14 protein-coding genes are annotated in these 14,077 nt (G+C 71.0%); 4 read left to right on the top strand and 10 right to left on the bottom strand.

Translation table 11 applies throughout. The features are described from left to right. A partial coding sequence (locus H0488_RS13205) for an acyl-CoA dehydrogenase family protein (protein ID WP_312856331.1) occupies nt 1-375 on the bottom strand: 375 nt, incomplete at its 3' end. A 147-nt stretch (nt 376-522) separates the two neighbouring features. Between H0488_RS13205 and H0488_RS13200 the strand changes: the two genes are divergently transcribed. Beyond that, on the top strand, nt 523-1,443 hold the full coding sequence (locus H0488_RS13200; protein WP_183099736.1) for an alpha/beta fold hydrolase: 921 nt from the start codon (nt 523-525) through the stop codon (nt 1,441-1,443). Here H0488_RS13200 and H0488_RS13195 read toward each other — a convergent pair whose 3' ends face one another. After that, a complete protein-coding gene (locus H0488_RS13195) occupies nt 1,444-2,865 on the bottom strand; it encodes a WS/DGAT/MGAT family O-acyltransferase (protein ID WP_183099735.1) in 1,422 nt (473 codons plus the stop codon). Nucleotides 2,866-2,962: 97 nt separating this feature from the next. Here H0488_RS13195 and H0488_RS13190 point away from each other — a divergent pair, with 97 nt between their 5' ends. Next, the gene (locus H0488_RS13190) at nt 2,963-4,228 is read left to right on the top strand and encodes an alpha/beta hydrolase (protein WP_183099734.1); all 1,266 of its coding nucleotides are present in this window, start codon (nt 2,963-2,965) and stop codon (nt 4,226-4,228) included. 38 nt (nt 4,229-4,266) lie between these two features. Here the strand turns inward: H0488_RS13190 and H0488_RS13185 are convergent, their stop codons facing one another. Beyond that, nucleotides 4,267-6,267: an acyl-CoA dehydrogenase family protein gene (locus tag H0488_RS13185; RefSeq protein ID WP_183099733.1), complete on the bottom strand. Its 2,001-nt coding sequence runs from the start codon at nt 6,265-6,267 to the stop codon at nt 4,267-4,269. A 95-nt stretch (nt 6,268-6,362) separates the two neighbouring features. On the opposite strand from H0488_RS13185, the gene H0488_RS13180 reads away from it, so the two are divergent. Then, a complete protein-coding gene (locus tag H0488_RS13180; protein ID WP_312856330.1) occupies nt 6,363-7,025 on the top strand; it encodes a class I SAM-dependent methyltransferase in 663 nt (220 codons plus the stop codon). On the opposite strand, the gene H0488_RS13175 is transcribed toward H0488_RS13180, so the two are convergent. From H0488_RS13175 to H0488_RS13165, 3 genes are read right to left on the bottom strand one after another with little or no spacing between them, the layout of a single operon-like run. After that, nucleotides 6,993-8,150 carry a prenyltransferase/squalene oxidase repeat-containing protein gene (locus H0488_RS13175; protein ID WP_312856329.1) on the bottom strand — a complete coding sequence of 386 codons (1,158 nt, stop codon included), beginning with the start codon at nt 8,148-8,150 and terminating at the stop codon, nt 6,993-6,995. The two genes, H0488_RS13180 and H0488_RS13175, sit on opposite strands and share 33 nt — an antisense overlap. Then, a complete protein-coding gene (locus H0488_RS13170; protein WP_183099732.1) occupies nt 8,143-8,901 on the bottom strand; it encodes a class I SAM-dependent methyltransferase in 759 nt (252 codons plus the stop codon). Before H0488_RS13170 ends, H0488_RS13175 begins: the two co-directional genes overlap by 8 nt. Further along, on the bottom strand, nt 8,888-10,174 hold the full coding sequence (locus H0488_RS13165) for a glycosyltransferase family 4 protein (RefSeq protein ID WP_183099731.1): 1,287 nt from the start codon (nt 10,172-10,174) through the stop codon (nt 8,888-8,890). Before H0488_RS13165 ends, H0488_RS13170 begins: the two co-directional genes overlap by 14 nt. Before the next feature lie 220 nt (nt 10,175-10,394). Between H0488_RS13165 and H0488_RS13160 the strand changes: the two genes are divergently transcribed. Beyond that, complete coding sequence (locus H0488_RS13160; protein ID WP_312856328.1) at nt 10,395-11,060, top strand: TetR family transcriptional regulator; 666 nt, start codon at nt 10,395-10,397, stop codon at nt 11,058-11,060. Nucleotides 11,061-11,063: 3 nt separating this feature from the next. Here the strand turns inward: H0488_RS13160 and H0488_RS13155 are convergent, their stop codons facing one another. From H0488_RS13155 to H0488_RS13140, 4 genes are all read right to left on the bottom strand, one after another. Beyond that, complete coding sequence (locus H0488_RS13155) at nt 11,064-11,480, bottom strand: carboxymuconolactone decarboxylase family protein (protein WP_246372048.1); 417 nt, start codon at nt 11,478-11,480, stop codon at nt 11,064-11,066. 1 nt (nt 11,481) lies between these two features. Continuing rightward, complete coding sequence (locus tag H0488_RS13150) at nt 11,482-12,231, bottom strand: SDR family oxidoreductase (protein WP_183099729.1); 750 nt, start codon at nt 12,229-12,231, stop codon at nt 11,482-11,484. A gap of 115 nt (nt 12,232-12,346) precedes the next feature. Continuing rightward, nucleotides 12,347-13,807, bottom strand: coding sequence for an aldehyde dehydrogenase (locus H0488_RS13145; RefSeq protein ID WP_183099728.1), 1,461 nt, complete (start codon nt 13,805-13,807; stop codon nt 12,347-12,349). Continuing rightward, nucleotides 13,804-14,077, bottom strand: a 274-nt coding sequence (locus tag H0488_RS13140) for a hypothetical protein (protein WP_220794547.1), incomplete at its 5' end; no start/stop codon positions are given. The genes H0488_RS13140 and H0488_RS13145, both read right to left, overlap by 4 nt.

Raw genomic sequence — 14,077 nt, 5'->3', positions numbered from 1 at the left:
CACCGCGACCTTGCGGCCCGCCCCCCGGCCGCCGGCGCAGGTGGTGACCGTGCCGCGCGGGTCCTTGAGGGCAGGCGTCAGCACGGCACCCTCGACGATCGCGGGCAGGTGCTCCTTGCGCTGCGGCTCGGTGCCGTGGGCGGCCAGCGTCAGCGCGGCGCAGCAGAGGGTCTCCCAGGCGGGCAGCCGCTGGGCGCGCTGCCCGGACTCCCGCAGCAGGACCGCGACCGCCTCCAGACCGAGCCCGTCGCCGCCGTACTCCTCGGGGAGGGGCAGCGCCGTCAGGCCGGCCGCCTGCCAGGCAGCCCAGTCGCCGGAGCGCTCCAGGACCTCGGTGACGACCGCTCGTACCGCACTGATCTCTTCGGGTTCCACAAGCAGAACTGTAACGTGTTCTACTTCCGGATGCATGTACGTCTCCGTCACATGCCTTGTTCGAGCCGCAAGAGCGTCGGCGTGCCGCGCACGCGCCATCCGGGACAGTTGACCCACTCGCATTGGAACCTGTTCTAGGGTGGCCCCATGGGGGTCACACCGCTGGGCGTCGTGCGCAACCGGGTCTACCTGCCGTGGGCCCCGATCCCCGAGGGCCAGCTGCTCGAGCTCCCCGGCCGGGGCGGGTCGACGTACGTCACCGACACACCCGGCCCTGACCCCCAGTCGCCGACGATCGTGCTCCTGCACGCCCTCGGCTGCACCGGGCTGCTCACCTGGTTCCCGGCGATCCGGCCGCTGTCGAAGCGGTTCCGGGTGGTCACCCTCGACCAGCGCTGGCACGGCCAGGGCATCCGTAGCGAGCACTTCTCGCTCGCCGACTGCGCCGACGACGTGGGCGCGCTGATCGACCTGCTCGACCTCGACGACGTGATCGTCGCCGGCTACTCGATGGGGTCGATCGTCGCCCAGCGCGTCTGGCGCCAGCACCCCGACAAGATCTCCGGGCTGGTGCTGTGCGCGACCACCGACCGGTTCCGCCTCACCCCGGTCGAACGGGCGTTCTTCACGGGCATGGAGACGAGCATGCTGGCGACCCGCGGGCTCATCCGCAGCCGTACGGCGCTCGCCGCCGCCCGCGCCGCCTCCGGCCGGCTCGCCCTCGACCCCAACGACATGCACGAGTGGGCCCTGCGCGAGTTCCGCTCGACCAGCCCCTGGGCGGTCGGCCAGGCGCTGGCGGCGCTCGGACGGCACCACTCGCGGCCCTGGATCGGCCGGATCGACGTACCGACCGCGGTCGTCGTCAACACCAAGGACAAGGTGATCCCGACCGAGCGACAGATCCGGCTCGCCCGGTCGATCCCCGGCGCGACCATCCACGAGGTGCGGGCCGGGCACGCTGCCTGCGTACTCGCCGCCGAGCGGTTCGTCCCCGCCCTGCTCGAGGCGACGCTGACCGTCAACGCGCGCCGGCGCGACTTCGCACGGCGGAGCCGACCCGCCTGATCAGCGGTTCGCGACGGCCTTCCGGAGCCGCTCGAGCTCGCCCGGGAAGTGCTTGACCAGCGCGTCGCCGTCGGGCACGGACTCGCGGCAGGCGAGCGCACCGACGTGGATCTTGCCGGCATTCGACATCACGGTCAGGTTGAGGCCGGCACCGTGGAAGACCGGGCCGAGCGGGTAGAGCGCGGTGATCCGGGCGCCCATGAAGTAGAGCGGGACCGGCGGTCCGGGGACGTTGGAGATCACCAGGTTGTGCACGACCGGGTGCTTCTCCGCGAGCCGCAGGTTGGCGTAGGTGCGGACCGCGAGCCCGAACACGCGGGGCGCGGCGAACTCGGCCCAGTCCTGGAGCGCGTCGGCACTGATCGCGTTGTGGTGGTCCTTGGCGTGGCGGTTGCGCTCCGCGAGCATCTCGAGCCGCTCCAGCGGGTCCTCGATGTCGGTGCCGAGCTTGGTGAACAGCGCGGACACCTTGTTGGCGCCCTGCTCCCGCTTGGAGGACTCGCGGACGCTCACCGGGACACTGGCCATCAGCGAGGTCGCCGGCAGCTCGCCGCGCTCGTCGAGGTAGGCGCGCAGCGCACCGCCGGCGAGCGCGAGCACCACGTCGTTCACGGTCGTGCCGGTCGCCTTCTTGATGTCGCGGATGTGGTCGAGGCTGAGATCGGCGAGCGCGATCGACCGGTGCGCCGTGATGGTGCCGTTGAACGACGTCCGAGGCGCCGAGAACGGCGCCGCCATCGCGACCCCCTGGCGAGCCCGCCCGATGCTCTTGGTGATCAGCTCGGCCGACGGGCGCAGCACCTTGGCGAGCGTGACCGGCTTGGCCGCCGTACCGATGACGGCCCGGCCGAGGAGCTCGCGACGACTGGGGTCGCGCGGGTGGCCCTTCTTCGGGCCGAGCGCGAGCGGCGGGGTGTCGGCCTCCAGGGAGCACAGGTGCGAGATCAGGTTCGAGCCGGAGACGCCGTCGACGGTGGCGTGGTGCATCTTCGAGAAGATCACCACCCGCTCGTCGCCCGCGGCACCGTCGGGACCGTCGGGCCGGTAGCCCTCGATCACCCACATCTCCCACAGCGGTCGGGAGCGGTCGAGCGGCAGGGCGGCGAGGTGCGAGCAGAGGTCCATCAGCTCGCGGTAGCCGCCGGGGCTCGGCACCGCCACGCGGTGCACGTGCCGCTCGATGTCGAACTGCTGGTCACGCACCCAGACGGGGTGGTCGAGCCCCATCGGCACGCCGCGGATCTTGCGGGTGAACTCCGGCACGTCGTGGACGTTCTCGTCGATCTTCGCCATCAGCGCGGCGAACGAGTACGGCTCCGGCATCGTGGTCTGGTCGAGCACGATCACGCCGCAGACGTGCATGAGCTGCGCGGGCGTCTCGAGGTAGAGGAAGCTCGCATCGAGCCCCGACAGACGATCCATTCCGTGACCCCATTCCGGTGGTAGCAGTTCGAGCGAGGCGAGCCTCGAAACTAGAACGAGTTCTATTCTGCACCAATCCCCCGCTAATCTTCACATCATGGTCAACCGCTACGTCGTGCGCCAGGCGGTCACCGCTGCGCTCACCGCCAACGCCATCCGCCCGCTGCCCGGCTTCCGGCTGGGCGTCCCGTCGTTCTTCGCGGGCTGGTTGACCGGCGAGCTGGCCCCGCACGTCCTCGCGCTGACCGCGGCCGACACCGCCGGCCAGCTCGCGCGCGGCCGGCGCGACCCGCTGGGCCTCGCGCTCGCAGGCGCGAGCGTCGCCGGGCTGGGCTATCTCATCGTGCAGAGCCAGCGCTCCGCCCACCTGGCCGAGGAAGCGCTGGTCGAGGCGCTCGGGGTCCACTACGTCGAGCAGCTCGACGAGGCGCCGACGCCGGCCGATCTCGCGACCCCGTGGCGCCGCGTGGCCAACCCGTTCGCCTTCGGGCGGGAGCGCCGCCGGGCCGGCGTCGAGGTGCAGCGCGACGTGCCGTTCGCGCCGTACGGCAAGCGCGGGATGCTCGACATCTACACCTCGACGAACACTCCGTCCTCCGGCGCGCCGGTGCTGCTCCACGTCCACGGCGGCGCGTGGACCATCGGCAAGAAGGAGGAGCAGGGCCTCGCCCTGATGGAGCGGATGGCGGCCAAGGGCTGGGTGTGCGTGTCGGTCAACTACCGGCTCGCCCCGCGCAACAAGTGGCCGGCGCAGATCGTCGACGTCAAGCAGGCCATCGCGTGGATCAAGCAGAACATCACCGACTACGGCGGCGACCCGGACTACGTCGCGATCACCGGTGGCTCCGCCGGCGGTCACCTCACCGCCCTCGCCGCACTGACCCCCAACGACCCGGCCTACCAGCCCGGCTTCGAGGAGCAGGACACGAGCGTGCAGGTCGCGGTCCCCCACTACGGCGTCTTCGACATCGCCGGGGTCAGTGGACAGCGCAACGTCGAGCTCATGCGCGACCTGTTCCTCGCCAAGCGGGTCTTCGAGCAGCCCTACGCCACCGCACCCGAGGTCTACGAGGCCGCGACCCCGCTGCTGCGCGTCACCGCCGACGCCCCCGACTTCTTCGTGGTGCACGGTCGCAACGACACCCTGGTCGGGGTCGAGCAGGCCCGCCAGCTCGTGCAGCGGCTCCGCGAGACGTCGAAGCGGTCCGTGGTCTACGTCGAGCTCCCCCACGCGCAGCACGCCTTCGACGTGATCCCCTCGATCCGAGGCCTGCACATCGTGCGCGCCATCGACCGCTACCTCCACTGGCACTGGAACTCCTGGCGCGTCGAGCAGGCCGACCCGTCACAAACTCTGGGCTGATTCCGGCCGACCCGTCGCCAAGTTGGAGCCGGGTCGACTCAGCGGGGCAGGCCGAGGATCCGCTCCCCCGCGACGTTGCGCAGGATCTGCGTGGTGCCGCCCGCGATCGACAGGCAGCGGGTGTTGAGCATCTCCCAGACGTCTGCCGGGAGGCCGTCGAGATCCCGCTCGATCGGGCCGATCGCGGCGAGCGCGTCGCCCTGCAGCTCGACGACCAGCGCCGACGACGTCTGACGGCTGCGGACGCCGAGCAGCTTGGCCACGCTCGACTCGGCGCCGGGTCCGTGGCCGCCGATCGCCCGCAGTGTCGTGCGCACGCCCAGCAGGCCGCACACGGTGGCCAGCGCGACCGCGTGCCCGACCCGCGCAGTCTCGACCGGGCCGAGTCCGGCCTCGGCCAGCTCGACGGCCCGTTCGACGCTCTTGCCGAGGCGGGCACTGGCCATCGCGACCCGCTCGTTGGCCAGGGTGGTGCGGGCCAGTCGCCACCCGTCGCCGGGCTCGGCGACCACGCAGTCGTCGGGCACGAAGACGTCGTCGAGGAACACCTCGTTGAAGAGGGCCTCGCCGGTGATCTCCCGCAGCGGCCGCACGTCGATCCCGGCCGACTTCATGTCCACCAGGAAGTAGGTGATGCCCTTGTGCTGCGGGACGTCCGGGTCGGTGCGCGCCAGGCAGATCGCCCAGTCCGCGCGCTCGGCGACCGAGCTCCAGACCTTCTGGCCGGACAGGGACCAGCCGCCGTCGACCCGGGTCGCCCGGGTGCGCAGCGACGCGAGGTCGGAGCCGGAGCCCGGCTCGGAGAAGAGCTGGCACCAGGTGAGCTCACCGAGGAGCGAGGGCCGGACGAACCGTTCGCGCTGGGCGTCGGTGCCGTGCTGGAGGATGGTGGGGACCGCCCAGCCCGCGATCACCAGGTCCGGGCGGGTCACCCCCGCGCGGGCGAGCTCCTGGTCGATCACGACCTGGGTCGCTGCGTCGGCGGCCAGCCCGTAGGGCGCCGGCCAGTGCGGCGTGAGATAGCCGGTCTCGACCAGCACGGCACGCTGGTCGGCCTCCGGCACGCCGGCGATGCGCTCGGCGGTCGCCCGGATCTCGGGGCGGATCGGCTCGTCGAGACCGTCGAGGTCGACGTCCACGCGTCGGCGTACTCCTGCGACGGCGGCGGCGGTCAGGCGGGCAGCGGCCTCGTCGGCCGGACCGACCAGCGCGCGCAGCGACACCGCGCGCCGGAGGTAGAGGTGGGCGTCGTGCTCGAAGGTGAAGCCGATCCCGCCGAGGACCTGGATGCACGACTTGGCGACCTCGACCGCGCCGTCGAAGCAGATCGTCTGGGCGACGTCGACCGCGAACGCCCACTGCTCGTCGTCGTCCTGTCCCTGGTCGAGCACCGTGGCGGTGGAGGCGGCGTCCCACGCGGCTGCGGCGACCGCCTCGGCCGTCTCGAGCATCTCGGCGCACAGGTGCTTGATCGCCTGGAACGACCCGATCGGCTTCCCGAACTGCTCGCGCACCTTGGCGTACTCCACCGCGGTGTCGAGGCACCAGCGCGCGACGCCGGACGCCTCGGCGGCGGCGAGCGTCACTGCCGTACGACGGACCCGCTCCTCGGCTTCGCCACCCGCGACCGCCGCACCGTGGCGCGCGCTCATGTCGACGCCCGCGACCGGATCGGCCGTCCCCGCGGTGCCGCCGTCCCACACGATCCCGCCGGGACGGACCTGGACGCCGTGCCGCCCGGGAGTGCCCGACGCCGTCGCGACGACCGCGGCGCCGAGCAGACCACCCGGCACCAGCTCGTAGGCGCACGCCTCGAGCGCGACCGCCTGGTCGAGGACCGAGCCGCCGCCCCCGCCCGCCGACTCGGGGACGGCGATCGCCGTCACGCCCATCTCCTCCGCGGCCGCCCACACGTCGTCGAACCGCTCGTCGACGCGGCCCTCGGCGGCGCGGATCGCCTCGATCGCACCGAGGCTGGCCGCCCACTTGCGCAGGCTGGACGCCAGCTCCTCGTGCTCGTCCGTGACACCGATCGACATGGATTCCCCTTGGTTTCGCGGTTCGCTGCGCTCGCACCTCAACCAGCGGGGAGCGCCCAAACTAGAACGTGTTCTAAGAGTACTAGAGTCGGCCCGTGACCGACACGATGCCGCCCGACCTGCTCGAGCACGCGCTCGCCGCCAAGGGGTTCATGCCGCCCGACGAGGGCGAGCTCCTCCACCGGGTCGCCCGGGAGCGTCTCCCCCACGGGCCGGCGCTCGAGGTCGGCACCTACTGCGGGAAGTCGGCCGTCTACCTCGGCGCGGCCGCGCGCGCGGTCGCCGGAACGGTCTTCACCGTCGACCACCACCGCGGCTCCGAGGAGAACCAGGCCGGCTGGGAGCATCACGACCCGACCGTCGTGGATCCCGAGCTCGGCCTGATGGACACGCTACCGACCTTCCGCCGCACCATCGCGCGAGCCGGGCTCGAGGACGTGGTCGTGGCCGTCGTCGGCCGTTCCACGACCGTCGCTGCGCACTGGCGCACCCCGCTCTCCCTGCTCTTCATCGACGGCGGGCACGGCGAGCAGCCGGCCCGGGACGACTTCCGCAGCTGGGCGCACTGGGTGATGGCGGGTGGCCTGTTCGCCATTCACGACGTGTTCGAGGACCCCGCGGAGGGCGGGCGGCCGCCGTACGAGCAGATCTACCTGCCTGCGCTCGCCAGCGGCGCGTTCGAGGAGGTCGACGCGGTCGGGTCGATGCGGGTGCTGCGACGCACCTCAGGAACGGCGGGCGACCCGCTCGGAGGGTGAGGCGCAGTCGCACTCCAGCGCGATCTCCTGGAAGTGCGGCGCCAGCGACGTTCCGCGCATGATGCCGGAGCCCGGGCTGCTGTGGCCGGAGGTCTCCCCCAGCGCGTCGGCGGCGAGGATCACCGCAGCCGCGGTGTAGGTCGTGTGCTCGTCGGGCCAGTGCACGTTGCGCGGCTCGAGCTCACCCTTGTCGTTCGTGAGCTCGACCTGGTCCGGGTCGCCGTAGACCCATCCCGTCCAGTACTTGCCGTCCTCGCCCCGGAGGTGCTGCATGTCGGTGAACAGCCGCACCGCGCGGCGGTGGTCGCCCAGCATGTCGAGCGCCATCGCGAGCTCGCAGGTCTCGGCGCCGGTGACCCAGGGGTTGGTGTCGACGCAGTGGATGCCGAGCCCGGGCACGACGAAGTCGTCCCAGCGTGACTCGAGCAGCTCGAACGCGTCGCGGCCCCGCACCGGACCCCCGAGCACCGGGTAGTACCAGTCCATCGAGAAGGTGCTCTTGTCGGCGAACAGGTTGCGGTGGGCGCGGACCGCGTGGCCGAGCCGCCCGCCCGCCAGCTCCCACTCGGGCTGCGGGTCGTCCATCAGGTCGGCGAGCGCCACCCCGGCGCGCAGCGAGTGGTAGATGCTCGAGTTGCCGGTCAGCAGGCAGAAGTCGTCGACCGGCGTCCACCGGATGCCGCCGAACGGCTCCTGGAGCGACACCACCCAGTCGAGCGCCGCGCGCACCGAGGGCCAGTACGTCTCGACGAAGCGGATGTCGCGCCGGACCAGCCAGTGGTGCCAGAGACCGACGGCGAAGTACGCCGACATGTTGACCTCGCCGCGCTCGTCCTCGGCCTCCCCGTTGACGATCTTCATCGGGAACGAGCCGTCGGCGCGCTGCATCGTCGGGATCCACGCGTAGGCGCGCTCCGCGGCAGCCACCTGTCCGCCGACGAGCATCGCCATCGCGCCCTCGACGTGGTTCCAGATGTCGGTGTGCTCGCCGACCGTCCACGGGATGGCGCCGCACGGCTCCTGCATGGCAGCGATCGACGCCGCAGTCTCGGCGATGTCGACGGCGCTCAGCACGCCCTCGACGTACGGGAGGCGGGCGAGGGGGATCTCGGAGACGTCAGGCACTCTGCGGTGCCTCCGGCTTGCGGAAGTACAGCACCATGCTCTTGCCGATCATCGGGTCGAGCACCTTGCCGGCCAGCTTCAGCGCGGTGGGCTGCTTCATGATCTCCCACACGAGCAGCTTGTGGTACGCCTTCGCCAGCGGGTGGTCGTCGTTGTTGACGCCGACCGCGCACTTGATCCACCAGTACGGCGCGTGCAGGCCGTGCGCGTAGTCCTTGCCCTCGAAGATCATCGCGTCGCCGGGCGTGCCGTCGTTGAACCGACCGGCCTTGGTGACCTTGTCGATCAGCTCGTGGTCGGTGTAGATGCGGATGTGGCCGCCCTCGGCGTTGTGGTACTCGGCGGACAGCTTCCAGTTGATGACCTCCGGCAGCCAGCGCGGCACCGAGATGGCGAGGGTGCCGCCCGGGCGCAGCACCCGGACCAGCTCCTTGATCGCGTCGACGTCGGCGTGGATGTGCTCGAGCACCTCGGCGGCGACGATGCGGTCGAACTCGCCGTTGCCGAACGGCAGCTGCAGCGCGTCGCCCTGCTTCACGTCGGCCTCGGCGCCCGCGGGCACCTCGCCGGCCTCCCTCATGGCGACGAAGAGGTCCTGGACGCTCTCGAGCTCCTCGGCGTCCATGTCGAACGCGACCACGTCGGCGCCGCGGCGGTACATCTCGAAGCTGTGGCGTCCGGCGCCGGCACCCATGTCGAGGACGCGGTCGCCCGGCCGCAGGCCGAGCCGGTCGAAGTCAACGGTCAGCATCTGCCTGCTCCTCGTCGTACTGGTTGATCACGTCGGCGAGCACGTCGGCGGTCTTGACCGCGACCGCGCTCCAGCTGAAGAGCTCCTTGACCCGCTCGCGGCCGGCAGCGCCCATCCGCGCCCGCCGCTCCGGGTCGTCGAGCAGGGCGGCGACGGCGTGCGCGAGCGCGCCGACGTCGCCGGGCTCGACCACGTCCGCGCACAGACCGTCGGGGCCGACGACCTCCGGGATGGCGCCGGCCCGGGACACCACCAGCGGGGTCTCGCACGCCATGAGCTCGGCCGTCGGCAGCGAGAAGCCCTCGTAGAGCGACGGCACGCACGCCAGCTCGGCCGATCCCATCAGCGCGACCAGCTCGTCGTCGGTGAGGCCGTTGGCGAAGCTGACCTTCCCTGCGATGCCGAGCTTGTCGATGAGCTTCTCGGTGACGCCGCCCTCCTTGGGCTTGGTCACCAGGACCAGCTCGAGGTCGCGCTCGGTGAGCAGCTTGGCGAACGCCTCGAGCAGGATGTGGATGCCCTTGAGCGGCGCATCGGCACTCGCCATGGCGAGGATCCGGCCGGGGACCCGCGGCGCGGTCGGCGGGCTGAACCGGTCGTCGACGCCGAGCAGGATCGTCTCGATGCGCGCCGCGTCGACGCCGAACTCCCGGACGACGTCACGCTTGGAGGACTCGGACGGCACGATGACCTGACGGAGCCGGGGCGCGGTGCGCTTCTGCTGGGCGAGGAAGGAGTACCAGCGCCACACGCCGATCTTGGGGAACTCGAGACGCCACCGCGAGGTCGGCTTCCTGCGCACCCACGGCGCGACCTCAAGCTCGATGGCGCGATCCATGGTGATCGGGTGGTGGATGGTCGAGGCCAGGGGCAGGCCGAAGCGCTCGACCTCGAGGACCGGCGTCGCCAGGGTCTGGTTGTCGAGGACGACGTCGAAGTCGTCGCGGCGCGCCCGCAGCAGCTTGACCACGCGCTTGGCGAACGTGAGCGGCTCGGGGAAGGCGCCGCTGCGCATCCGCAGCCACTCCTCGACGTCGATGAGGTCGCGGAACTCGCGCGGCCGCGGGTTGCGGAACTCGTCCCCCGGCCGGTACAGGTCGAGGCTCGGCACCTTGGTGAGGACGACACCCTCGTCGAGGTCGGGATAGGGCTGCCCCGAGAAGACCTCGACGGTGTGCCCGAGGGCGACGAGCTCACGGCTCAGGCGGCGGATGTAGATCCCCTGCCCGCCCACGTGGGGCTTGCTGCGGTACGACAGCATCGCGATCCGCATGCTGACTCCCCCTCTTCTCTCCGGTTCAGGCTTCATCCCCGGCGCTGGCTCGTTGCGCTGAGTCGCGGCGCCGAGCTCCGGAGTGGAGCAGGGCAGTCCAGACGTAGAACGTGTTCCTATTATGGGACACGTACGAGTAGCCTATATTCGGGCGTCCACCTGCGAGCCATCGCCGAGGACGCCGCCGAACTCAACATCCATGCTCAGGTGCGCCATTCCAGTGACGCAAGGCACATCCGAGCCCGCCGACGTCGCATGGGAGACCGTCGTGACCATCGCCAACTCCTCGACCGAAGAGCGCCAGGACAGTGCCGGGAGCGCCGCTCAGCGCGATCGCCGGAAGCGGATCCTCGACGCCACCTACGAGCTGGCCAAGGAGGGCGGGTTCGACGCCGTACAGATGCGCGCGGTCGCCGAGCAGGCCGACGTCGCCCTCGGCACCCTCTACCGCTACTTCCCGTCCAAGATCCACCTGCTCGTGTCGGCGCTGGACCGCGAGTTCGAGGACGCCCAGGACAAGCTGAAGGTCCGCGAGATCCCTGGCGACACGCCCGGCGATCGCGTCCTCTACGTCCTGAAGCGGCTCACCCGCGGCATGCAGGGTGACCCGAAGCTCACCGAGGCGCTGACCCGCGCGTTCATGTTCGCCGACGCCAGCGTGGCCAACGAGATCCACGCGGTCGGCATGTCGATGACCTCGATCGTCACCCACGCCATGCACGGCACGGCAGCCGACAGCGAGGCGATCACCGACGACGACGTCGTGCTCGCGCGGGTGATCGGCGACGTCTGGCTCTCGGCGCTGATGGCCTGGGTCACGGGCCGCTCGACCGCGCCTGAGACCGCGCAGCACATGGAGACCGCCGTCCGGCTGATCCTGCGCTGACATCTAGCGCTTCCGCTTCGCCTTGCCGATCGTTTCCTCGACCACGGAGTTCATCCGGGATCCGTTCGGCCAGCCGTCGTAGTGGCAGGCGAGGATGACGAGCTCGCGCAGCTGCTGCTCGTCGAGCTCGCCGTTGGCGAACGCCGCGGGGATCTGGATGCCCAGCACGTCGTCGGCGCGCTGCCCGACGAGCATGCCGATGAGGAACAGCCGGCGATCACGGTTCGTCAGGCCGGGGCGCTGCCAGATGTCGCCGAAGAGGTGGTCGGCGGTGTAGCGGAAGAAGTCGCCCTCACCGTCGGTCATCTCGAACCCGTAGACCTCCTCCATCTTGCGCAGCCCCTTGGCGCGGAGCTCCGGGAGGTCGGCGAACTTGTCGCTCGTGTCACCGGTCGTGTCGTCGGTCATGTCGTCGGTCATGTCAGAGCCTGAACGTCTGGCCGCCGTCGACGGCCAGGATCTGGCCGGTGACCCACGACGCGTCGTCGGAGAGCAGGTAGAGCAGCGCGCCGACCATGTCGTCGACCGTGCCCATCCGCTTGATGGCCAGCGAGTTGCGGACGATGTCCTTGGCCGCGTCTCCGGCCTGGACCCGCGTCGCCTCGGTGTCGGTCGGCCCGGGCGCGATGGCGTTGACCCGGATGCCCTGGCCGCCGAGCTCGTGAGCGAGCTGCTGGGTCAGGCTGTTGGTGGCGGCCTTGGCCAGGCCGTAGAACCCGGAGTAGAGGTACGCCGCCGTCGAGCTCTGGTTCACGATGGCGCCGCCGCCGCGCTTGGCGATCTCCGGGTAGACGGCCCGGGTCATCACCAGCGCACCGTCGAGGTTCACCGACATGAACTTCTTGTAGTAGTCCCAGTCGACGGAGATGAGCAGGTTGAACTCCATGCTCCCGTAGATCGCAGCGTTGTTGACCAGGTGGTCGATGCCGCCGAACTCCTCCACGGTGCGGGTCACCAGCGCTGAGGCGGAGTCCGCCGACGAGACGTCGGTCGCGACGAAGATCGCCCGGCCGCCCGACTCGTTGATGGCGGCCGCCACCTTGGCACCCGACTCCTCGTTGAGATCGGCGACCACGACGGCCGCTCCCTCAGCGGCGAGTGCCCGTGCGTAGGCCTCGCCGATGCCCTGGGCCGCGCCGGTGACGACGACGATCTTGTTCTCGAATCTCATTGGCTGATGCTGCCTTTCGTCTCACCGGGTCTCGACGCGCCGTCGCGACCTCGTTCCTCGGTCGCGGGCTTGCTCGACCTTCGCCCGTACTCGTGAGCCCGAGCTTCGCTCGATCTCACGCGGGCTCCGCAATCGTCTTGGTCTCGAGGTACTCCTCGAACCCGGCCACACCCATCTCGCGACCGAGCCCGGACTGCTTGTAGCCGCCGAACGGCGCGTCCGGGCTGAACCACACCCCGCCGTTGACCGCGAGGGTGCCCGTGCGGATCCGCCGGGCGACCGACCTCGCCCGCTCGAGGTCACCGGAGTCGACCGAGCCCGAGAGGCCGAACTCGCTGTCGTTGGCGATCCGGACGGCGTCGTCGTCGCCGTCGTGCGGGATGACGACGAGCACCGGGCCGAAGATCTCCTCCTGCGCCAGGCGCGAGGAGTTGTCGAGGCCGGCGACGACCGTGGGCTCGACCCAGAAACCGGGCTTGTCGACAACCTTGCCGCCGGTGACGATCCGGCCGCCCTCCTCCTCGGCGAGCCGGAGGTAGCTCTCGACCCGGTCGCGCTGGACCTGGCTGATGACCGGTCCGCAGATCGCGTTGGGGTCGGCGGGATCGTTGATGCCGATCGACGCCATCGTCGCTGCGGCGACCTCGACGGCTTCGTCGTACTTCTCCCGAGGTACGACGAGGCGCGTGGTCAGTGCGCAGCCCTGGCCGGCATGGATGCAGGCGGCGAACGCGGTCGCGCCCGCCGATGCGGCCACGTCGGCGTCGTCGAGCACGATCGCGGCGGACTTGCCGCCGAGCTCGAGGAACACCTTCTTCAACGTCGGCGCTGCGGCGGCCATGATGGCGCGGCCGGTCGCGGTCGACCCGGTGAAGGACACCATGTCGATGCGCGGGTCGGACGCCAGCACCGCGGCGACCTGGTTGGAGCGGGGCGTCACGACGTTGAACACGCCGGCCGGCATGTCGGTGTGCTCGGCGACGAACCGGCCGAGCTCGCAGGCCACCCACGGGGTGTCCGGCGCCGGCTTGAGCACGACGGTGCACCCGGCGGCCAGCGCCGGCCCGATCTTGGCCAGGTTGATCTGGTTGGGCACGTTCCACGGCGTGATCGCGGCGACGACGCCCACCGGCTCGCGCACCACGCTGCGCCGGCTCGGGATGCCCATCGGCTGGGCCACCCCGAGGTCGGTCTCCCACGCGTAGGACTCCAGCAGGTCGGTGACCCACTTCAGCCCCTCGACCGGCACGTCGAAGCCAGCGGCCCCCATCATGAAGCCGGGCATGCCGACCTCGGCGGTCGTGAGCGCGCGGAACTCGTCGGCGTGGTCGAGCAGCGCCTGGTGCAGCTGCCGGAGGCAGCGCACCCGCAGCTCGACGTCGGTCGACCAGTCGGTCTCGTCGAAGGCCCGGCGGGCGGCGGCGATCGCGGCGTCCACGTCGGCGGCCGTGCTGTCGGGAGCGACACCGATCTGCTCCCCCGTCGCCGGGTTGAGGATCGGGTACGACGCGCCGTCGCTCGCGCCCGTCAGCTTGCCGTCGACCAGCTGGTGGGCGGGTGGGTTCGTGATGGTCATGCGTCGGCCTCCGCGGGCTGCTGGGTCAGGTAGTCGCCACGCTCGACCGGCGGCGGCCAGACGGGGCTCGGCAGGTCGGCGTGGTGGTAGTGGCCGGGCACGTCGTGGCCCGAGACCGACATCCGCTTGAGCAGCGTGTCCGGGGCCTTGTTGTCCTTGATGATCTCGAGGAACGTGTGGGCGGTCGACGGCATGTCGAACCAGTCCCGCTGCCACGCGATCTTGATCGTGCCGGCGTCGGCGCCGGCGGTCTGCCGCGCGACGCCGAAC

This window comes from Nocardioides pelophilus, assembly GCF_014180685.1.
In the GTDB taxonomy this organism is placed as follows: Bacteria; Actinomycetota; Actinomycetes; order Propionibacteriales; family Nocardioidaceae; genus Nocardioides; species Nocardioides pelophilus.
This window is presented reverse-complemented; position numbering and strand designations above follow the sequence as displayed.

What these genes read in the sequence shown, in the direction of transcription:
- H0488_RS13200 (WP_183099736.1), top strand. Translation starts at nt 523, where the DNA reads ATGGGGGTCACACCGCTGGGCGTCGTGCGCAACCGGGTCTACCTGCCG.
- H0488_RS13195 (WP_183099735.1), bottom strand. Translation starts at nt 2,865, where the DNA reads ATGGATCGTCTGTCGGGGCTCGATGCGAGCTTCCTCTACCTCGAGACG.
- H0488_RS13190 (WP_183099734.1), top strand. Translation starts at nt 2,963, where the DNA reads ATGGTCAACCGCTACGTCGTGCGCCAGGCGGTCACCGCTGCGCTCACC.
- H0488_RS13185 (WP_183099733.1), bottom strand. Translation starts at nt 6,267, where the DNA reads ATGTCGATCGGTGTCACGGACGAGCACGAGGAGCTGGCGTCCAGCCTG.
- H0488_RS13170 (WP_183099732.1), bottom strand. Translation starts at nt 8,901, where the DNA reads ATGCTGACCGTTGACTTCGACCGGCTCGGCCTGCGGCCGGGCGACCGC.
- H0488_RS13165 (WP_183099731.1), bottom strand. Translation starts at nt 10,174, where the DNA reads ATGCGGATCGCGATGCTGTCGTACCGCAGCAAGCCCCACGTGGGCGGG.
- H0488_RS13155 (WP_246372048.1), bottom strand. Translation starts at nt 11,480, where the DNA reads ATGACCGACGACATGACCGACGACACGACCGGTGACACGAGCGACAAG.
- H0488_RS13150 (WP_183099729.1), bottom strand. Translation starts at nt 12,231, where the DNA reads ATGAGATTCGAGAACAAGATCGTCGTCGTCACCGGCGCGGCCCAGGGC.
- H0488_RS13145 (WP_183099728.1), bottom strand. Translation starts at nt 13,807, where the DNA reads ATGACCATCACGAACCCACCCGCCCACCAGCTGGTCGACGGCAAGCTG.